Here is a 20,482-nt window from a genome sequence, read left to right on the forward strand (position 1 = left end):
GACGAGATGCGGGCGCCGCTTTTCAACCTGTTGCTGATCGCAGGCCTTGCCGGCAGCCACCTTGCGCCGGCGGCAGCGCAGACGGCAACGCCTGCGCCGCAGACTGCCGCAATCTCGGCGGATGCGATCAAGCAGCGCGAGCAGGAGCTCGAAGCCACGCGGCAGCGGCAGAAGAGCGCCGAGGAGGCGCAGGCCAAGCTGAAGGCCGAAATCGCCTCGCTCGGCCAGGACCGTACCCAGCTCAACCAGCAACTGATCGACACTGCCGCCAACGTGCGCAGCGTCGAGACCAAGATCGGCGAGGCCGAGCAGCGGCTGACCGCGCTCAACGGGCGCGAGAAGGAGATGCGCACCTCGCTCGACTCGCGGCGCGCTGACATCGTCGAGGTTCTGGCCGCGCTCCAGCGAGCCGGACGCCGGACGCCGCCCGCGCTTCTGGTGCGACCCGAGGACGCGCTGCAATCGCTGCGCACGGCCATGCTGCTTGGCGCCGTGGTTCCGGAACTACGTGGCCGCGCCGAAAGGATCGCGAGCGAGCTCGGCGAGCTCGTGGCCCTGCGCAAGAACATCGCAACCGAGCGCGACCAGCTCGCCGCCGACCGCGACAAGGTCCGCAACGACCAGACGCGGCTTGCAGCCCTCGTCGATGAGCGGCAGCGCCAGCAGGCCTCGCGGGAAAAAGACCTCGACGCCGAGAATGCGCGGGCGATCACGCTCTCCAGGCAGGTGGGCGACCTCCAGGGCCTGATCACCAAGATGGAGCAAGACCTGCAAAGCGCCGCCAAGGCGGCTGAGAAGGCGGCAGAGGCCGCAAAGCAGGCCGAGGCGAAGGCGGCCGCCAACGCCAAGCCGGGGCCGGCCGCCTTCAAGGACCGTTCCCGGACCAGCCCGGCAATCGCCTTCGCCTCGGCCAAGGGCCTGCTGCCCCTGCCGGTCAACGGTACCAAGATCAGGGATTTCGGCGGTTCCGACGGCGTCGGGGGCGTCCAAAAGGGCATTTCCTTGGCAAGCAGGCCCGGCTCCCAGGTCACGACGCCGTGTGATGGCTGGGTGGTCTATTCAGGCCCCTTCCGCAGCTATGGACAACTCTTGATCCTTAACGCAGGGGGCGGGTATCATGTCCTGATCGCCGGGATGGAGCGCATTTCGGTAAACATCGGACAGTTTGTGCTCACGGGGGAGCCGGTCGCGACCATGGGGTCGACATCCCAAGTCGCCTCCATTCTCGCCACGAATGCGAGTCAACCCGTGCTCTATGTCGAGTTCCGCAAAGACGGCACTCCAATCGATCCAGGCCCATGGTGGGCCGCAAATGAAGGCGAGAAGGTTCGCGGATGATGCGCAAGACTTCAGTTATCCTCCTCAGCGCGGCCACCGGCGCGGCGCTGACGCTGTTCGTGACCCAGCCGCGCGCGGTGTTCATGGGCTCGAGCGCGCGCGCCGCGACCGCGGACACGTATCGCCAGCTCAATCTGTTCGGCGACGTGTTCGAGCGCGTGCGCTCCGACTATGTCGAGAAGCCCGACGACACCAAGCTGATCGAATCGGCGATCAGCGGCATGCTCTCCGGCCTCGATCCGCACTCCAGCTACATGGACGCCAAGAGCTTCCGTGACATGCAGGTGCAGACCCGCGGCGAGTTCGGCGGCCTCGGCATCGAAGTCACCATGGAGGACGGCCTGATCAAGGTGGTCTCGCCGATCGACGACACCCCGGCCTCGCGCGCCGGCGTCATGGCCAACGACATCATCACCAATCTCGACGACGAGGCGGTGCAGGGCCTGACCCTGAACCAGGCGGTCGAGAAGATGCGCGGCCCCGTCAACACCAAGATCAAGCTCAAGATCATTCGCAAGGGCGTCGACAATCCGATCGACGTTACGCTGGTGCGCGACAACATCCGCGTCCGCTCGGTGCGCGCGCGCGTCGAGGCCGACGACATCGCCTATATCCGCATCACCACCTTCAACGAGCAGACCACCGAAGGCCTGAAGAAGGAGATCGCCAATCTCTCGAACCAGATCGGCGACAAGCTGAAGGGCTACGTCATCGATCTCAGAAACAATCCCGGCGGCCTTCTCGAAGAAGCGGTCACCGTCTCCGACTCCTTCCTGGAGCGCGGCGAGATCGTGTCGACCCGCGGCCGCAATGCCGAGGAGACGCAGCGCCGCTCCGCCCATCCGGGCGACCTGACCAAGGGCAAGCCGGTGATCGTGCTGGTCAATGGCGGCTCGGCCTCGGCGTCGGAAATCGTCGCCGGCGCGCTGCAGGACCACAAGCGCGCGACCATCGTCGGCACGCGCTCCTTCGGCAAGGGATCGGTGCAGACCATCATTCCGCTCGGCAGCGGCAACGGCGCGCTGCGGCTGACCACGGCGCGCTACTACACGCCGTCGGGCAAGTCGATCCAGGCCAAGGGCATCGTGCCCGACATCGAAGTGCTCCAGGACGTGCCAGACGAGTTGAAGTCCCGCACCGACACCAAGGGCGAGGCTTCGCTGCGCGGCCACCTCAAGAACGACGGCGACGAGAAGACCGGCTCGCAGTCCTACGTTCCGCCGGATGCCAAGGACGACAAGGCGCTCAAGATGGCCGACGACCTCCTGCACGGCATCAAGAACAGCGCCTCCGCGGCGCCCACGCCGGGTACCGACAAGGCCGCGGCCGACAAGCCCAAGGCGGCGAACTGACGCAACACTGCAACCTCAACGGTGCGACAAAGGGCGGCTCCTCCGAGCCGCCCTTTTTGCTGGGAAGCCGCTCCCCTGTAGAGCCCCGGCCTGCCGCCGCTTGACCCGGCCGTGGTATCGTCATTGCCGAGTGATTCGGGATCGCGCATGACTGAAACGGCCGATGATCTGAGCGCCCCGCTCGGACAGGAGAAGCCGCGCCGGAAACGCCAGCTGCGGCTGCCGTTCACGGGACTCCAGGTGCTTGCCGTCCTGCTTCTCCTGTTCCTCGCGACCTTTGCCGGCTTTGCCATCTTCCACAAGGATCCGCTCGGCGGCGAGCCGATCACGCGCGTTGCCATCCGCGAGCAGAAGGCGACCGAGGACAAGCCGGCAGCCGCAGCCTCCGAAAGTTCGGGCCAGGAGACCAAGCACGAGACCAAGGCGGCGCCGAAGCAGGCTGCACCCGGCGACCAGAAGACCGTCACCATCATCGACGGCTCCAGCGGCGCCCGCCATGACGTCGTGATCGGCAGTGGCGGCGAAGCTGCCGACAAGGGCGAGCCGGCCTCCGCCGCGCCCGCCATCATGTCCGGGATCGACCAGCGGCTGCTCGAGAAGTCGCGCTACGGCATGATCCCGGTCGCAGCCGCCGACCTGAAGCCGTTCACGGTCTATGCGGCGGAGGCTGACCGCGCCAAGGCGGCAAGAACGCCCGTTATCGCGATCGTCATCGGCGGGCTCGGCGTCGGTGCCGCCAAGACCGCCGATGCGATCATGAAGCTGCCGGGCGCGGTGACGCTGGCCTTCACGCCCTATGGCGCCGATCCCGGCAAGCTCGCCGAGCGCGCACGCGCCCAGCGCCACGAGATCTTCCTGCAGATCCCGATGGAGCCCTACGACTTCCCCGACAATGATCCGGGCCCGCAGACCCTGCTGACTTCGCTGAGCGCCGACCAGAACATGGACCGTCTGTACTGGCACCTGAGCCGGATGCAGGGCTATGCGGGCCTCGCCAATTTCATGGGGGCGCGCTTCATCGCCACCGACGCTTCGATGCAGCCGATCGTGCGCGAGGCGGCCAAGCGCGGGCTCGGCTTCTTCGACGACGGTTCCTCGCCACGCAGCGTCGCGCCCCAGGCCGCCGCAGGCCAGGCGATGCCGTTCGGCAAGGGCGACATCGCGATCGACGCGGTGCCGACCGGCGCCGAGATCGACCGCGCCCTGAACAAGCTTGAATCGGTCGCCCGCGAGCGCGGTGTCGCCATCGGCACCGCCTCCGCCCTGCCCGTCTCGATCGAGCGGATCGGCGCCTGGATCAAGACGCTTCCCGACCGCGGTGTCCTGCTGGTGCCATTGACAACCGCGATGTTGAAATCAAAATCCAGCTGAATCAACGGATTGGCACGGCGGGTCCCACGGGGCCGAAGGAGTCGGCCACGAGTGGCGAGAGGTTTGGCGGAATGACGCGTTACGAGGATCTGCCCTACCGGACCTGCGTCGGGGTGATGCTTCTCAACAAGAACGGACTGGTCTTCATCGGGCGCCGTGCCGGCGGCATCGAGCATGTCGACGAGAGTCATGTCTGGCAGATGCCGCAAGGCGGCGTCGATCCCGGCGAAGATACCTGGGAAGCCGCCAGGCGCGAGCTTTACGAGGAGACCAGCGTGCGCTCGGTGGAACGGCTCGGCGAGGTCGCCGACTGGCTCACCTACGACATTCCGCGCACCGTCGCGGGCCGTGCCTGGAAAGGCCGTTACCGCGGCCAGCGCCAGAAATGGTACGCCATGCGCTTCACCGGCAAGGACAGCGAGATCGACGTCGCCAATCCCGGCGGCGGTCACAAGGCGGAATTCGTCACCTGGCGCTGGGAGCCGATGAAGAATCTTTCCTCGCTGATCATTCCGTTCAAGCGCCCGGTCTATGATCGCGTGGTGCAGGAATTCGCCGCGCTGGCGGATGAGTGATTTGCATCGTCATTCCGGGGCGTGCGAAGCACGAACCCGGAATGACGATCGAGCAAGTGACCGGATGTCGAGCAACAATAAACCCTATCGTCCCAATGTCGGGATCGCCCTGTTCAATGCCGATGGCTTGGTGCTGATCGGCCATCGCTTCCGGGGTGACGGCCCCGAGATCATCCTGCCGGGACTGGACTGGCAGATGCCGCAGGGCGGCGTCGACGAAGGCGAGAACCTGCGCGATGCCGCCATGCGCGAGCTCTGGGAAGAGACCGGCGTCAAGAGTGCCGAGTATCTCGGCGAGACCGACTGGCTCGCTTACGATTTCCCGCCCTATGACGGACCCCAGACGCATCGCCTGGCGAAATTCCGCGGCCAGCGGCAAAAATGGTTCGCGCTGCGCTTCACCGGCCGTGACGAGGAGATCGATCCGCTGACACCGCGCAACGGCCAGCCCGCCGAGTTCGACGCCTGGCGCTGGGAGCGTCTCGACCGTGTCACCGATCTCGTAGTGCCGTTCCGCCGCGAGGTCTATCGCGCGGTGGCGCAGCACTTCGCGCGCTTTGCCTCGCACTAAAGCGCGAGCGGGTTACGCTTGGTTGTTGCCACGAGGAAGGTGCGCTCCCTCTCCCGCTTGCGGGAGAGGGCTGGGGAGAGGGTGCTTCCACAATAGAGACTCCCTGAGTGAAGAGAGCCCCCACCCGGCGCTTCGCGCCGACCTCCCCCGCAAGCGGGAGAGGTTACCGAGCCCGCGGCGCGATTGATTCAACCTAACCCCATCCCGCTCTAGTTCGGCCCCACGGTGAACGGGCCGACGGCGATGACGTGGCAATCGCTGTCGCGCTTGGCGCAATCGGCGAGCGCGGTGTTGACGGCGCCCTGCTCGTCGGCGGCCTTCAGGCCGAGGCCCGCACGTCCCGTGGTGCCGACGGCAACCGCGTTCCAGCCCATCGCATCACCAAGCTTGCGAGCGACGTCGTCGCGCGCGTCAGCCGCGATCGAGGCATTGCTCGCAGCGTGGAAGAATCCGGTGATCTTGAACAGGCTCGGAATCGGCACCACGAAATTGTCGTCGACCGCGACGATCATGCAGGCAGCACCGGCGAGCGCGCCGCAGGACTCCAGCGCGCGCCGCATCGCCTCATCGGGCGACGGCGCGCCGATGTTCATGAAATACTGCCCTCCACCGGGGCCGAGCGCGAGCGCCCGCGATTTCGCCGCCGGGACGAACGTGGCCTCGAGCCGTTGCTTGCCGGGATCGCGCATCAGGGGCACATCCTTCGATGCGAACGCACGCTCGGTCATCGCGTCGTGCCGCATGAAGGGCTGCGGCGGCATCGGCGGCTTCCCGTGCGCATAGACCACATTGTTGCCGACCGCGTAGATCTCGCAGCGGCGCGGATTTTGCGCGGAATCTGCGCGCTTCTGGCACTGCTCGACGGCGGCGTTTCGTGCGGCGTCCTCGGTCGGCTGATTGAGCGCCGCACCGGTGAAGCCGGCAATGTTCAAAGCGAAGGCCTTGTAGTCGGCGGCGGACGCGTATTCGTTGCTGAGATAGCCACGGACACGCTCGCTGACGAAGGGGACGGAGTCGGCCGGAAATTTGGCGGCTGCGGCGGAGGTCGGCGGCAGCGGACCCGGTGTGGGTGAGGCTGCCGCGGTCGCGGTCGGAGTTACCGTCGGGGTCGCAGTTGGCGAGCTTGCAGGTGCCTTTGCCGCCGGACTGGCCGTCGGAGCTGGCGCCGCGGCAGGCGCGCTCGGCGTGGCGGTTGCGCTTGGCGCCGGGCTCGAGGTCGCAACCGCCGTCGACGACTGCTCCAGCTTGGTGAAGTAGAGAAAGCCCGCGACACGATCGCGACGATGGAGATAACCGCGACCGCCAGCGGCCACATCCAGTTCGGCGCGGGCGCGGCCTTCGCGCCCAGCTTCTTCACCTGGGGCGTCGAATAGCTTCCGTCCTCACGGCGCATCGCGACCATGTAGGCGTGCACGGGGGTCGGAATGTTCTTGACCTCCTGCGCACCGATATCGGCGAACTGCACCGAAAGCTTGTTGGCGACCTGCTCGTGCACGGCGCGCGAGACGCAGATGCCGCCGACTTCGGCAAGCCCTTCGAGGCGCGCGGCGATGTTGACGCCATCGCCCAGGAGGTCGCCGTCGCGCTCGACCACGTCACCGATGGTGATGCCGATGCGGAACGACATCTGCCGGCTCGGCGGATAGGCCATGTTGCGGGTCCGCAAGGACTCCTGGATGTCGATCGCACAGCGCACCGCATCCACCGCGCTCGGAAATTCCGCGAGCACGGCATCGCCGGCGGTGTTGAAGATGCGCCCGCCGGCTTTCGCGATGAAATCGTCGACGACGGACCGATACGACGCGAGACGCCGCAGCGTCTCCTCTTCGTCTTCCGCGACCAGCCTGGAATAACCGGCAATATCCGCCGCGAAGATCGCCGCGATCTTGCGTTTCATCTGCACCAGCCCTGGAACTCCATTCCCGGCGGCAGAATGCCGTTATCCAAGACGCGGTGCAACAAGGTTTCAGCGCCCGTCGCGGTCGTGACGGGCGCTGAATTTGCTACAGTTTTTTGGTGAGGCGGCGACGCGCCGCGTTAGTGCATCGCCGTCGAGCTGAGCTGGCTCTGGATGCTCTTGTAGTGGTCGAGCCGTGCGACCGCCAGATCGAGCTCGCCGCCCTCCTTCTCGGAGAGCTTCTCCTGCATCTGCGCGATGGTGTCAGCGAACTGCGCCCGGTCGAGCTCCTCGAGCGACGTGGCGACGTCGGCGAGCACCGTCAGGCGGTTGTCGGAGACTTCGGCAAGACCACCGGTCACGATGACCTTCTGCTTCTGGCCACCGATAAAAATGGTCAGGATGCCCGGCCGCACCGCAGCCACCACCGGAGCATGTCCGGCGAGCACGCCGAAATCGCCTTCCCAACCGGGAATGTCGACCTGATCGACCTCGCCGGAGAAGGCGAGCTTTTCGGGAGACACGAGATCGAAGTGGAAGGTGGCCATGATGTTTCCGCTTGCTTCTGTTGTCACCCGCGGGCTTGACCCGCGGGTCCATCCATCAAATTTCTCTTTCGATGGATCGCCGGATCAAGTCCGGCGATGACGAGTGACAGAGCTTAGGCCGCCTCGGCAGCCAGCTTCTTGCCCTTCTCGACCGCCTCTTCGATGGTGCCGACCATGTAGAAGGCCGCTTCCGGGAGGTGATCGTACTTGCCTTCACAGAGGCCGCGGAAGCCCTTGATGGTGTCCGCGAGGTCGACGAACTTGCCGGGCGAGCCGGTGAAGACTTCGGCGACGTGGAACGGCTGCGACAGGAAGCGCTCGATCTTGCGGGCGCGGGCCACGGTCAGCTTGTCCTCTTCCGAAAGCTCGTCCATGCCGAGAATGGCGATGATGTCCTGGAGCGACTTGTAGCGCTGCAGCACCTGCTGGACCTGGCGCGCGGTGTCGTAGTGCTCCTGACCGACGACGAGCGGCGAAAGCATGCGCGAGGTCGAGTCCAGCGGGTCCACCGCCGGGTAGATGCCCTTTTCCGAGATCGCGCGCGACAGCACGGTGGTGGCGTCCAAGTGAGCGAACGAGGTCGCCGGCGCCGGGTCTGTCAAGTCGTCGGCCGGCACGTAAATGGCCTGCACTGAGGTGATCGAACCCTTCTGGGTGGTCGTGATGCGCTCCTGCAGCGCGCCCATGTCGGTGGCGAGCGTCGGCTGATAACCCACCGCCGAAGGAATACGGCCGAGCAGCGCCGACACTTCCGAGCCGGCCTGGGTGAAGCGGAAGATGTTGTCGACGAAGAACAGCACGTCCTGGCCCTGGTCGCGGAAGTGCTCGGCGACGGTCAGACCGGTGAGGCCGACGCGGGCGCGCGCGCCCGGCGGCTCGTTCATCTGGCCGAACACCAGCGCGCACTTCGACTTCACGCTCGGATCCGGATTGTGCGGATCGGCATTGACCTTGGACTCGATGAACTCGTGATAGAGGTCGTTGCCCTCGCGGGTACGCTCGCCGACGCCGGCGAACACCGAGTAGCCACCGTGGGCCTTGGCGACGTTGTTGATCAGCTCCTGAATCAGCACGGTCTTGCCGACGCCGGCGCCGCCGAACAGACCGATCTTGCCGCCCTTCGCATACGGAGCAAGAAGATCGACGACCTTGATGCCGGTGACGAGAATTTCGGCTTCCGTGGACTGGTCGGTATAGGTCGGCGCTTCCTGGTGGATCGCGCGGATGCCCTCGGCCTTGATGGGACCAGCTTCGTCGATCGGCTCGCCGATGACGTTCATGATGCGGCCCAGCGTGCCGTCACCCACGGGCACCGAGATCGGCTGACCGGTGTCGGTGACTTCCTGGCCGCGCACCAGACCTTCGGTGGCGTCCATCGCGATCGTGCGGACGGTCGACTCGCCGAGGTGCTGCGCAACTTCCAGCACCAGGCGGTTGTTGCCGTTCTTGGTCTCCAGCGAGTTGAGAATGGCCGGCAGGTGGCCTTCGAACTGCACGTCGACGACGGCGCCCATGACCTGGGTGACGCGACCGATCTGGGTGGCTGCTGTAGCCATTTACTGTCTCCTTCGATCCGAATTTCGCTTCCGGTCAGACTGCTTCTGCGCCGGAGATGATTTCGATGAGTTCCTTGGTGATCTGAGCCTGACGCGTGCGGTTGTAGACCAGCGTCTGCTTGCGGATCATTTCGCCGGCGTTGCGGGTGGCGTTGTCCATCGCCGACATCTGCGCGCCGTAGAACGAAGCGTTGTTCTCGAGCAGGGCGCGGAAGATCTGCACCGCGAGATTGCGCGGCAGGAGGCGCGTGAGGATCTCGTCCTCTTCCGGCTCGTATTCGTAGGACGTCGTGCTCGCGCCGGCGGCGGGCTCCTCGACGACCAGCGGGATCACCTGCTGGGCGGTCGGGATCTGCGCGATCACCGACTTGAATTGCGAGTAGAACAGCGTGCAGACGTCGAACTCGCCGGCCTCGAAGCGTGCCAGCACCTTCTTTGCGATATCCTCGGCGTTGACGAAGCCGAGCTGGCGGACAGAGCGAAGGTCCAGGTGCTCGACGATCTGCTTGTCGAACAGGCGGCGGAGCTGCTCATAGCCCTTGCGGCCGACGCAGAAGAATTTGACTTCCTTGCCCTCGTTCATCAGCGCCAGCGCGCGCTCGCGCGCCAGACGCACGATCGAGGAGTTGAACGCACCCGACAGGCCACGCTCGCCGGTGCAGACCAGGAGCAGGTGGACCTGATCCTTGCCGGTGCCCGTGAGCAGCGCAGGCGCGCCGGGCGAGCCCGCCGCGGCGCTGGCGATATTGGCGATCACGGCGGACATCTTGTCCGCATAGGGACGCGCCGCTTCGGCGGCAGTCTGGGCGCGGCGCAGCTTCGACGCCGCCACCATCTGCATGGCCTTGGTGATCTTCTGCGTCGCCTTGGTGGAGGCGATGCGGACCCGCATGTCTTTGAGAGACGCCATTCTTCGTTCACCCCGACGGTCCGACCGATCAGATCAGACCGCTAGCCTATCCCTATCGTCATGCCCGGCCGTGTGCCGGGCACGCGCTCTTCATCGTTGCTTCAGGCGAAACGCGTGGCCGGGTTGCCCGGCCGCGCTATCAAGCAAAGCTCTTCGCGAAGCCTTCGACCACGGCCTTCAGCTTGGCCGCGGTGTCGTCCGAGAGGTCGCGGCTGTCGCGGATCGCATTGAGGATCTCGACGTTCTTGCCGCGCAGGAGCGACAGCAGGCCGTCCTCGAACGCCCGCACCTTGTTGAGCGGCAGCGGATCGAGATAGCCGTTGGTGCCGGCCCAGATCACGCAGACCTGCTCTTCCATCTTCAGCGGCGAGAACTGCGGCTGCTTCAGGAGCTCGGTCAGGCGCGAGCCGCGGTTGAGCAGGCGCTGGGTCGAGGCGTCGAGGTCGGAGCCGAACTGCGCGAAAGCCGCCATTTCGCGGTACTGCGCGAGCTCGCCCTTGATCTTGCCGGCGACCTTCTTGGTAGCCTTGGTCTGCGCCGAGGAGCCGACGCGCGACACCGACAGACCGACGTTCACCGCGGGGCGGATGCCCTGGAAGAACAGGTCGGTTTCCAGGAAGATCTGGCCGTCGGTGATCGAGATGACGTTGGTCGGGATGTAGGCCGACACGTCGTTGGCCTGGGTTTCGATGACCGGCAGCGCCGTCAGCGAGCCCGAGCCCTGGTCCTTGTTGAGCTTCGCCGCGCGCTCGAGCAGGCGGGAGTGCAGGTAGAACACGTCGCCCGGATAGGCTTCGCGGCCCGGCGGGCGGCGCAGCAGCAGCGACATCTGGCGGTAGGCGACGGCCTGCTTGGACAGATCGTCATAGATGATGACGGCGTGCATGCCGTTGTCGCGGAAATACTCGCCCATGGTGCAGCCGGTGAACGGCGCGATGTACTGCATCGGCGCCGGGTCGGAGGCGGTGGCGGCGACGATGATCGAATATTCCAGCGCGCCCTGCTCTTCGAGCACCTTCACGAACTGGGCGACGGTCGAACGCTTCTGGCCGATCGCGACGTAGACGCAATAGAGCTTGATGTTCTCGTCGGGCTGCGCGTTGAGCGGCTTCTGGTTCAGGATGGTGTCGAGCGCGATCGCGGTCTTGCCGGTCTGGCGGTCGCCAATGATCAGCTCGCGCTGGCCACGGCCGATCGGGATCAGGGCGTCGATCGCCTTGAGGCCGGTCGCCATCGGCTCGTTCACCGACTTGCGCGGAATGATGCCGGGCGCCTTGACGTCGACGCGCATGCGCTTGTCGGCCTGGATCGGGCCCTTGCCGTCGATCGGGTTGCCGAGCGCGTCGACGACGCGGCCGAGCAGGCCCTTGCCGACCGGCGCGTCCACGATGGCGCGGGTGCGCTTGACGGTCTGGCCTTCCTTGATCTCGCGGTCGGCGCCGAAGATCACGATACCGACGTTGTCGGTTTCGAGGTTCAGCGCCATGCCGCGGGTGCCGTTCTCGAACTCGACCATTTCACCGGCCTGGACGTTGTCCAGACCGTAGACGCGAGCGATACCGTCGCCGACGGACAGCACCTGTCCGACTTCGGAGACTTCAGCTTCCTGGCCGAAATTCTTGATCTGGTCCTTGAGGATCGCGGAAATTTCCGCGGCGCGGATGTCCATCAGCCTGCCTCTTTCATCGCGTGCTTGATCGAATTGAGTTTGGTGCGAAGCGAACTATCGATCATGCGGCTGCCAAGCTTGACGACGAGGCCACCGATGATCGAGGGATCGACTTTCACGTTGAGCGCGACGTCCTTGCCGGTCACCGACTTGAGGGCAGCCTTGAGGGCGTCGAGATTCTTGTCCGAGAGCGGCTCGGCGACGGTCACGTCGGCAGTGGCCTCGCCTTTATATTTGGCGACCAGCGCGCCGTAGGCGCGGATGACGTCGGCCACCGCGAACAGCCGGCGGTTAGCGGTCAGGACTTTCAGGAAATTGGCGGAAATGCCTGATATGCCGGCCTTGTCCAGCACCGCGGACAGCGCCTTGGACTGGGCGTCGGCCGAGAACACCGGGCTGCGGACGAGGCGCTTCAGATCGGCGCTGTCGCTGAGCATGGCGCCGAACTGGTCGAGATCGGCTTTGACCGCATCGACCACATTCTGGTCGCGGGCCAGTTCAAACAAGGCCGTTGCATAACGGCCGGACACACCGGAAACGGACGTATCTTCTGCAGCCACAGACGCGCTCTTTATAGCTGTCAAATTCGCAAGGGAAAAACCGTCGCCACGAAGCGGCGCCTAGCGATCCAAGCCCTTGGAATTCAAGCGGGACTTCGATTTTCGACCGACACAGGGAAGTACCGGCTCGTTAAAATCGCGGCTTTGCTAACATAGCAGGCGCGCAGGTGCAACATGACGCCAAATTAAAGGCTGCGGCTCTCCGTCCCTGCTTTGGTCGGAGGCAGGCGACGCCAACTATGCTCTCGCCGCCACCCCGATAGGCCCCTCGCGTCACCTCGACGTCATTGGTTCCCGCCCTCAGCGCATAGCGGCCATGAACACAGGTCGCAGAGGCGTGAGCCGGCGGTGGTTGCTCCACTTGGTCAATTACTTATCAAATTCTCAACAGGCCGGGCGATGACTTGGTTTTACAGTATTCGTGAGTATTGGATTAGTTAGCGAATTGTTAAAGCCAGAGCTCACAGAGCGCCACTCGAATATCCATCGGGACAGCAAGATTATTTCATTCGGGCCCGCGCCAAAATTACTGCCCAATTCATGCCGCATTGCACCGCGAAACGCGCAAACGCTCGCAAAATGATGGGGGCTCCACTGGCCACATATGTGGCAATACTAGCGTAGGGACCAATAAATGTTGTCATTGAAGATGCTGGGGTTTGCAACCCGGCCGCGCACCGCGATCGCTTTCGTCGCTGCAACTCTCGTCGTCGGTGGAACCGCCACCGAGGCATCCGCGAAATCCCGGCATCACCATTACCGGCACCACCACCGCCACCACGAGGCCAACACCAGCGACACGTCCAATGCGGGCTCCTGGATTAATGCCAACGCCTCCGTCGCGCCCTCCTCGGGTTCCGGCCGCACGTTCTCCGGCATGGCCTCCTATTACGGCAATGAGTCCGGCAGCCGCACGGCGTCGGGCGCACGCTTCAACCAGAACGCCATGACCGCGGCGCACCGTTCGCTGCCGTTCGGCACCAAGCTCCGCGTCACCCATGGCGGACAGAGCGTCATCGTCACCATCAATGATCGCGGCCCGTTCGTCCGCGGCCGTGTCCTCGACCTCTCCACCGGCGCTGCCCGCGCCATCGGCCTGACCGGCGCCGGCGTCGGCCGCGTGACCGCCGAGGTCGTCTCCTGACGCGTCGTTCGACGCGCTTCTCGTCACGAGCCCGGCAGTTTCATCGTCCGCAACGGACCTTGTGAAATATGCTGCGTTCGAAACAAGCCCGCCGTCTTGGGGGACGGCGGGCTTTTTCATGTTCCCGTCATTCCGGGGAATCCATCGGGCTGCGGTGAGATGGATTCCGGGCTCGCGACTTCGTCGCGCCCCGGAATGACGGAGAAAGTCACAGAAAGCTCTGCGGATCGACGTCGGTCTCGAGCTTGAGATTGCCTTTTGGCTTCGGCGCCACGGCAAGCCAGTTGCGCAGATAGTCCGAGAGATCGAAGCCGCGGGCTGATTTCACCAGGATCCGGAACCGATAACGGCCCTTGATCACGGCGAGCGGCGCTTCGGCAGGGCCGAGCACCTTCACGCGCTCGTCGCGCGGCGCCATCGCAACAAGCCGGCGCGCAAATCCTTCCGCACTCGGGCGATCGCCGGCGGAGATGATCAGGCCCGCGAGCCGCCCGAACGGCGGATACAGCGTGCGCTCGCGCAGCTCGATCTCGCTGTTGTAGAACGCCTCGCGATCGCAGGCGATCAGCGCCTTCATCACGGGATGCTCGGGCTGATGGGTCTGGAGATAGCCGATACCGCGGCCCTGCTCGCGGCCGGCACGGCCGATCACCTGGTTGAGCAACTGCCAGGTGCGCTCGGCAGCGCGCGGATCGCCGTTGCTGAGGCCGAGGTCCGCATCGACCACGCCGACCAGATTGAGCCGCGGGAAATTATGGCCTTTTGCCACCAGTTGCGTGCCGATGATGATATCGACGCGGCCCTCGGCAATTTCATTCAGCTCCGAGCGCATGGTCTCGATCGAGGTGATGAGATCGCTCGACAGCACCATGGCGCGCGCCTCGGGAAACAGCGTCGCCGCCTCCTCCTGCAAGCGCTCGACACCGGGCCCGACCGCGACCAGCGATTCCTCCGCCGCGCAATGCGGGCAGACGTTCGGTCGCGGCATCGAGAAGCCACAGTGATGGCAGACCAGCCGCTGGCGGAATCTGTGATCGACCAGCCAGGCATCGCAGATGGTGCAAGCGAAGCGATGGCCGCAGGCGCGGCACAGCGTCAGCGGCGCGTAGCCGCGACGATTGAGGAACAACAGCGCCTGCTCGCGCCGCTCGATCGCGGTCCTGATCTCGCCGGCAAGCCGCGGCGAGATGAAGCGGCCGCGCGCGGGCTGCTCGCGGCGCAGGTCGATCGCCTCGATATGCGGCATGTGCTGGCCGCCGAAGCGCGAGGGCAGCGCGATGCGCTGATAGCGGCCCTTGCGCGCATTGACCTCGGACTCGACCGACGGCGTGGCAGAGGCCAGCACGATCGGAATCTTTGCGATGTGCGCCCGCACCACGGCCATGTCGCGGGCGTGATAATGCACGCCGTCATCCTGCTTGTAGGCCTGGTCGTGCTCTTCATCGACGATGATGAGGCCGAGATTGGCGTAGGGCAGAAACAGCGCCGAGCGGGCGCCGACCACGACCGGCGCGCTGCCTTCCGAGATCGCCGCCCAATTGCGCGCGCGGGTGCGCGGGGTGAGCTCGGAGTGCCACTCCAGCGGCCGCACGCCAAAACGCTGCGCGAAGCGATCGAGGAACTGGCCGGTGAGCGCGATCTCCGGCATCAGGATCAGCGACTGCTTGCCGCGGCGGATGGTCTCGGCGACCGCCTCGAAATAGACCTCGGTCTTGCCCGAGCCGGTGACGCCGTCGAGTAGCGCGACATGAAACGTGCCGTTAGCCGCAAGCGCGCGCATCGCATCGACCGCCGCGCGCTGGAGATGTGAGAATTCCGGCTGGCCGTAGGCGGGATCGGGCGCCGGCGGCGGTGGTGGCGGCGGCAACGGCTCGACCGTCAACGTGCCTTCATCGACGAGGCCGTCGATCACGCCGGCCGAGACGCCCGCCTCCTTCACGACATCGGACTTGCCGTGCAGCAGGCGATCCGACAGCACCTCGATCACCCGCCGCCGCGCCGGCGTCAGCCGCCTTGGCGGATCGCCGACCAGCCGCACGCCGGCACGCATCCGCTCGGGCCCGAGGTTCTCGCCCATGCGCAGGCACATGCGCAAAACCATGCCGCGCGGACCGAGCGTGTAGTTGGCGACCCAATCGACCAGCGCGCGCAGCTCGCTCTTCAGCGGCGGGGCGTCGAGCTTCTCGCTGACGTCCTTCAGACGGTTGTGCAGGCGCGGATCCGGATTGGCGTTCTCGGCCCACACCACCGCCAGCACCTCGCGCGGGCCGAGCGGCACGCCGACGAGATCGCCCGCCTTCAGCTCCATGCCGCGCGGCACGCGGTAGGAATAGGTCTGGTCGAGCGCGACCGGCACCAGCACGTCGACCATGCGGGTCGATGTGGCGGAGACAGTGCTGTTGCGCGGCGAATGATCCATGGACGGAGAATCGGAACCCGGGGGCCTGAAGGCTAGCGCCGAGCGGCGGCCTTAGCGAACGATAAACGAGTGTGATGCGATATACTGTGCGGAATCACCACGTCCAGAGCTCATGAGCAAAGCGGCCGCCCCGAAAATCGAGCTCGCCAGCGCCGATGACAGCATCGCGCAGGAGATGATGCGCTGGCTGTCGCATCTCGGCGCGGAGCGGCGGCTGTCGCCGAAGACACTGGAGGCCTATGCCCGCGACCTCAGGCAGTGCCTGGACTTCCTTTGCACGCATTGGGGCGAGCGCGTGACGCTGAACCGCTTCGCCGCATTGGAGGCCACCGACATCAGGGCCTTCATGGCGATGCGCCGCGCCGACGACGTCGCCGGCCGCTCCTTGATGCGCGCGCTCGCGGGCCTGCGCTCGTTCGGCCGCTTCCTGGAGCGCGAAGGCAACGGCAAGGTCGGCGCGCTCTCGGCGATCCGTGCGCCGAAGGTGGCCAAGAGCCTGCCGAAGCCGCTGCCGATGGCGTCAGCCAAACGCCTCACTGATGCCGACGAGCGCACCGGCGAAGAGCGCGAGACCTGGATCCTCGTGCGCGACGCCGCGGTGATGGCCCTGCTCTACGGTTCGGGCCTGCGTATCTCGGAAGCCTTGGGACTGAAGCGGCGCGACGTGCCGCGCCCCGGTGAAGGCGACGTGCTCGTCGTCACCGGCAAGGGCAACAAGACGCGCATGGTGCCGGTGCTGCAAAACGTGCTGGCGCTGGTCGCCGAATATGTCGCGATGTGCCCGCATCCGCTTGCAGCGGAAGGTCCGATCTTCGTCGGCGCGCGCGGCGGTCCCTTGAGCCCGCGCATCATCCAGCTCGCGATGGAGCGCTTGCGCGGCGCACTGGGACTACCCGACAGCGCCACGCCGCATGCGCTCCGGCATTCCTTTGCCACGCATCTCTTGTCGCGCGGCGGCGACCTGCGCGCGATCCAGGAATTGCTCGGCCATTCCTCGCTGTCGACCACGCAGGTCTATACCGGCATCGATTCCGAGCGGCTGCTCGAAGTCTACGCCAGCGCGCATCCGCGGCGCTGAGGATTGTTTCTGATTGTTTCTGGGCTGCCTTGTTCTTCAAAAATGCGGCACTGCGACAATAGATGCACAAAAGTCACATGAGCCTGTCACACTTGGCTTGATGGACAAGATTTAAGGTTACGCCTTCTGGTGGAGTGTTACGCTTTGTAGCTGATAGCGGTGCCGGCGCGTTCCGGACCGCCGTTGCAGTGACGGGGCGTTCAATGAAGAAAAACAGCTCTCCTGTGGTCATCGTGGGGCTCCTGGCCGGCCTCGCCGTGCTGATGCCGACCAGCGCTTATGCCTATCTGGATCCGGGCACCGGAGCCTTCGCCGTGCAGGGTCTGATCGCCGGCATCGCCGGCGGTCTCATTGCCGTCCGCTCCTATGGGAAGCGGATCCTGGGCTTCTTCTCCCGCTCCAAGACAGCGCCGGAGGTTTGGTCCAACGGATCCTCCCCCGACCGTGATGCGTGATCCAGGCTCGTTCCGCGACCCCTCCGGATACATCTACTCCTCGGGCGATCGCGTCTTTCGCGCGGTCAATGACGAGGCCTACCGGAATTTCCTGCTGCTGAAATCGTCCGGCGCCTACGACGACCTGATCGAGAAGGGATGGATCATCGCGGCCGAGACGTTGAGCGCCGACGCGGCGGCGAACGAGCCTCATGACAGGCCAGGAGATTGGCACCTTCTGGAGCATCCAAGGCTTCCGTTCGTCTCCTATCCCTATGAGTGGCCGTTCGCGCTGCTCAAGCGCGCCGCGCTGTTGCATCTCGACATTCACCTGCGCGCGCTCGACTTCGACCTGACGCTGTCAGACGCCAGCGCCTACAATATCCAGTTCGTCGGCGTCAGGCCGGTGTTCATCGACATCCCGTCCTTCGTGCCGTACCGCAACGGCGATTACTGGACCGGCCAGCGCCAATTCGTCGAGCAGTTCGTCAATCCGCTGCTGCTGCGCGCCCTGTTCGGCATCTCGCACAACGCCTGGTATCGCGGCGCGCTGGACGGCATTCCGACCAGCGAGATCGTCGCGCTGATCGGCTGGCCGAAGCGCTGGCTGGCGCCCGATGTCCTGACCAACATCACGCTGCCCGACCTGTTGCAACGGCGCGCGCGGCGGCGCTCGGACAGTCCCTCGCGCGAGGCAAAACCGCTGCCCAAGGCCGCGCTGCAAATGGTGCTGCGGCGTCTGCGCCGCTGGGTCGCCGGCCTTGCACCGAAAGACGTCGGCCCGACAGAGTGGCAGCAATATGAAGACGCGAACACATCGTATGCGGACGACGAGGAGAACAGGAAGCAGGATTTCATCGGCCGCTTCTCGCTGGAGCATGCCCCGCTGCGCGCATGGGACGTCGGCTGCAACACTGGCCGGTATTCGCAATCGATGCTCCAGAACCAGACGCGCTCGGTCGTCGGCCTCGACGCCGACCTCAATGCGCTGGAATCCGCCGTCACACGCGCGACCGATGCCGACCTGTCCTTCCTGCCCCTGTTCTGCGACGCGGCGAATCCCAGCCCCGGCCAGGGCTGGGCGGAGACCGAGCGATCTGGCCTGACGTCGCGACGCGACGCGGATGCGGTGATCGCGCTTGCGATCGTGCATCACCTTGCGATCGGCCGGAACGTGCCGCTGCCGTCGGTGGTGGAGTGGCTGGTCGCGCTCGCGCCGCGCGGCGTGATCGAATTCGTCCCGAAATCCGATCTGATGATCCAGCGCATGCTGCGATTGAGGCACGATATCTTCGACCGCTACGACAGCGGTCAGTTCGAGCAGGCCCTCAGTCAAAACGCCCGAATCGTGCAGCGGCTCGAGCTCACGCCGGGTGGCCGCACGCTGTACGAATTCGAAAGACTTGCGAGCTGAACCGGCATGCGTCTCCGCACCGACGACAGGTCCCATCTGCTGCGCGCGCTGGCGGCCGCCATCGTCCTGTCGACCGTTCCGCTGCTCGACTTCTACGCCGCCAACATGGCCGAGCTGACGAGCCCGTCACGGGTGCTGCGCTACGCTGCCGCCACGCTCGCCGTCGCAGCGATTGTCGCGACGAGCCTGGCGCTGCTGCTGCGCAGGATTGCGCTGTGGCGGATCCTGCTTGCGACCGGGCTGATGGTCTTCGTGTTCTTCGCCTACGACGTCGACCTGATCCATCGCGAGCTGCAGTCCCATCTCGGCGAATGGGCACCCGCGGCCTGGATCGCCGCGGCGATCGGCACCGGCGTCCTCGCGCTGAGCCTGCTGCGCAAGCCGGCGGTCGTCACGATCTGCCTTGTCGTGTCGCTTGCGTTTTCAGCACCGTCACTGGCCCGCATCGCGACGATCCTGACGCGGGAGCACCACGCGCAGGCGCTCACCGCTACCGGCAGCGAGCCGGCGGCCAGGTTCAGGATCTCGCCGAATATCTACTGGATCGTGCTGGACGGCTATCCGCGGCTGGATGTCCTCAAGGACGAGTTCGCGTTCGACAACAGCGACTTCATCCGGTCGCTGGCCACGGTCGACTTCGTCGTCCTCGGCAAGAGCCGCTCGAATTTCCCCGCCACCGTCAACTCGATCTCCAGCACGCTCAATTCCGACTACACCGTCACGGGTGAGGGCGATGCGCTCAAGCCGTTTCCGATAGAGCAGATGGAGGCGCTGGTGCGGGGCAAGAGCCGGACCGTGTCCCGCCTCGCATCGGCCGGATACACCTATGTGCATTTCGAGAATGGCTACGACTATCTGACCGAATGCGCGCCCGACGTGCCGAAATGTGTCCGCGGCAATCTCGGGCTCGACGAGCTCGACATTGCCATCCTGTCCAACACGCCGATCATCGACCTCGTTCTCAGGTACCAGCAGCAAGCTCCGTTCGCATGGGGCGGCGTCAGCGATTTGACCTCGAAGCTCGAAGCCATCCGTTCGACGCCGTCACCGTTCTTTCTCTACGCGCATGTGCTGGCGCCCCATCCGCCGATCCGCTTCACGGCGACTTGCGGCTTTCGCGCCGCCGATCCCGATCTCCAGCGCTGGACTCCGTCGGCGCGTCCGGCCTTCATCGACCAGCTCCGCTGCACCAATTCGCAGGCGCTCACGCTGCTACAGAAGATCGTGCGCGACGACGCGAGCGCGCTCATCATCCTCCAGTCGGATCACGGCACCGCCTTCCGTGGCCAGTTCGGGAAACCGCCGACCGACTGGTCCGATGCCGACCTGCATGAAAGGTTCGGCGCTTTGGATGCCATGCGCTTGCCGAGGCAGTGTCGCGCGGCAGCAGCCGACGACCTCACGCTCGTCGACACATTCCCGCTGGTGTTCTCCTGCCTTGCCGACAGCACGTTCGAACGGCATTCTCCGCGATTTTTTGTAACGCCGTATGACGACACTGCGGATTTCGGCCGCGCCGTCGAGTATCCGTCCGAACGGGTCAGATGAACGGTGGATATGGTGGACAGCCGCGGGCACGCGGCGCTGCTTCGTACGGCTTTACCTCTTGCGCAGCTGCTGCGGTTCGGTCAATCGTACCGGCGGAT

16 protein-coding genes and 1 pseudogene are annotated in these 20,482 nt (G+C 65.4%); 10 read left to right on the top strand and 7 right to left on the bottom strand.

What is annotated here, in order from left to right:
- The first annotated feature begins 6 nt into the window (after positions 1-6).
- The 5 genes from QQL28_RS34280 to QQL28_RS34300 all read left to right on the top strand — a co-directional run bounded on the left by QQL28_RS34280 (position 7) and on the right by QQL28_RS34300 (position 5,207).
- Positions 7-1,338 carry a murein hydrolase activator EnvC family protein gene (locus tag QQL28_RS34280; RefSeq protein ID WP_284272947.1) on the top strand — a complete coding sequence of 444 codons (1,332 nt, stop codon included), beginning with the start codon at positions 7-9 and terminating at the stop codon, positions 1,336-1,338.
- Positions 1,335-2,690: a S41 family peptidase gene (locus tag QQL28_RS34285; protein WP_284272795.1), complete on the top strand. Its 1,356-nt coding sequence runs from the start codon at positions 1,335-1,337 to the stop codon at positions 2,688-2,690. The genes QQL28_RS34280 and QQL28_RS34285 overlap by 4 nt, the downstream gene beginning before the upstream one ends.
- Before the next feature lie 147 nt (positions 2,691-2,837).
- Positions 2,838-4,061: a divergent polysaccharide deacetylase family protein gene (locus QQL28_RS34290; protein ID WP_284272797.1), complete on the top strand. Its 1,224-nt coding sequence runs from the start codon at positions 2,838-2,840 to the stop codon at positions 4,059-4,061.
- A 71-nt stretch (positions 4,062-4,132) separates the two neighbouring features.
- Complete coding sequence (locus QQL28_RS34295; RefSeq protein ID WP_284272799.1) at positions 4,133-4,636, top strand: RNA pyrophosphohydrolase; 504 nt, start codon at positions 4,133-4,135, stop codon at positions 4,634-4,636.
- A gap of 64 nt (positions 4,637-4,700) precedes the next feature.
- Positions 4,701-5,207: an RNA pyrophosphohydrolase gene (locus tag QQL28_RS34300; protein WP_284272801.1), complete on the top strand. Its 507-nt coding sequence runs from the start codon at positions 4,701-4,703 to the stop codon at positions 5,205-5,207.
- Between the two features lie 209 nt (positions 5,208-5,416).
- Here the strand turns inward: QQL28_RS34300 and QQL28_RS34305 are convergent.
- The 6 genes and pseudogenes from QQL28_RS34305 to QQL28_RS34330 all read right to left on the bottom strand — a co-directional run bounded on the left by QQL28_RS34305 (position 5,417) and on the right by QQL28_RS34330 (position 12,347).
- Positions 5,417-7,104, bottom strand: a pseudogene (locus QQL28_RS34305) (adenylate/guanylate cyclase domain-containing protein).
- Between the two features lie 140 nt (positions 7,105-7,244).
- Complete coding sequence (locus QQL28_RS34310) at positions 7,245-7,652, bottom strand: F0F1 ATP synthase subunit epsilon (RefSeq protein ID WP_284272802.1); 408 nt, start codon at positions 7,650-7,652, stop codon at positions 7,245-7,247.
- A gap of 113 nt (positions 7,653-7,765) precedes the next feature.
- Positions 7,766-9,208, bottom strand: a complete 1,443-nt coding sequence (gene atpD, locus QQL28_RS34315) for a F0F1 ATP synthase subunit beta (RefSeq protein ID WP_284272803.1) — start codon at positions 9,206-9,208, stop codon at positions 7,766-7,768.
- 34 nt (positions 9,209-9,242) lie between these two features.
- The gene (locus tag QQL28_RS34320; RefSeq protein ID WP_284272804.1) at positions 9,243-10,118 is read right to left on the bottom strand and encodes a F0F1 ATP synthase subunit gamma; all 876 of its coding nucleotides are present in this window, start codon (positions 10,116-10,118) and stop codon (positions 9,243-9,245) included.
- A 139-nt stretch (positions 10,119-10,257) separates the two neighbouring features.
- On the bottom strand, positions 10,258-11,787 hold the full coding sequence (atpA, locus tag QQL28_RS34325) for a F0F1 ATP synthase subunit alpha (protein WP_284272807.1): 1,530 nt from the start codon (positions 11,785-11,787) through the stop codon (positions 10,258-10,260).
- A complete protein-coding gene (locus tag QQL28_RS34330; protein WP_284272809.1) occupies positions 11,787-12,347 on the bottom strand; it encodes a F0F1 ATP synthase subunit delta in 561 nt (186 codons plus the stop codon). The genes atpA and QQL28_RS34330 overlap by 1 nt, the downstream gene beginning before the upstream one ends.
- Before the next feature lie 634 nt (positions 12,348-12,981).
- On the opposite strand from QQL28_RS34330, the gene QQL28_RS34335 reads away from it, so the two are divergent.
- Positions 12,982-13,491: a septal ring lytic transglycosylase RlpA family protein gene (locus tag QQL28_RS34335; RefSeq protein ID WP_284272811.1), complete on the top strand. Its 510-nt coding sequence runs from the start codon at positions 12,982-12,984 to the stop codon at positions 13,489-13,491.
- A 208-nt stretch (positions 13,492-13,699) separates the two neighbouring features.
- Here QQL28_RS34335 and QQL28_RS34340 read toward each other — a convergent pair whose 3' ends face one another.
- Positions 13,700-15,910 carry a primosomal protein N' gene (locus QQL28_RS34340; protein WP_284272814.1) on the bottom strand — a complete coding sequence of 737 codons (2,211 nt, stop codon included), beginning with the start codon at positions 15,908-15,910 and terminating at the stop codon, positions 13,700-13,702.
- A 112-nt stretch (positions 15,911-16,022) separates the two neighbouring features.
- Between QQL28_RS34340 and QQL28_RS34345 the strand changes: the two genes are divergently transcribed.
- The 4 genes from QQL28_RS34345 to QQL28_RS34360 all read left to right on the top strand — a co-directional run bounded on the left by QQL28_RS34345 (position 16,023) and on the right by QQL28_RS34360 (position 20,384).
- Positions 16,023-16,988, top strand: coding sequence for a tyrosine recombinase XerC (locus QQL28_RS34345; RefSeq protein WP_284272816.1), 966 nt, complete (start codon positions 16,023-16,025; stop codon positions 16,986-16,988).
- 203 nt (positions 16,989-17,191) lie between these two features.
- Positions 17,192-17,443 (top strand): hypothetical protein, encoded by a 252-nt coding sequence (locus QQL28_RS34350; protein WP_284272818.1) that lies wholly within the window; start codon positions 17,192-17,194, stop codon positions 17,441-17,443.
- The gene (locus tag QQL28_RS34355) at positions 17,436-18,836 is read left to right on the top strand and encodes a class I SAM-dependent methyltransferase (RefSeq protein WP_284272949.1); all 1,401 of its coding nucleotides are present in this window, start codon (positions 17,436-17,438) and stop codon (positions 18,834-18,836) included. The genes QQL28_RS34350 and QQL28_RS34355 overlap by 8 nt, the downstream gene beginning before the upstream one ends.
- A 6-nt stretch (positions 18,837-18,842) precedes the next feature.
- Positions 18,843-20,384 (top strand): sulfatase-like hydrolase/transferase, encoded by a 1,542-nt coding sequence (locus QQL28_RS34360; RefSeq protein ID WP_284272820.1) that lies wholly within the window; start codon positions 18,843-18,845, stop codon positions 20,382-20,384.
- Positions 20,385-20,482: the final 98 nt, after the last annotated feature.

It is taken from the genome of Bradyrhizobium iriomotense (genome assembly GCF_030160715.1).
GTDB classification, from domain to species: Bacteria; Pseudomonadota; Alphaproteobacteria; order Rhizobiales; family Xanthobacteraceae; genus Bradyrhizobium; species Bradyrhizobium iriomotense.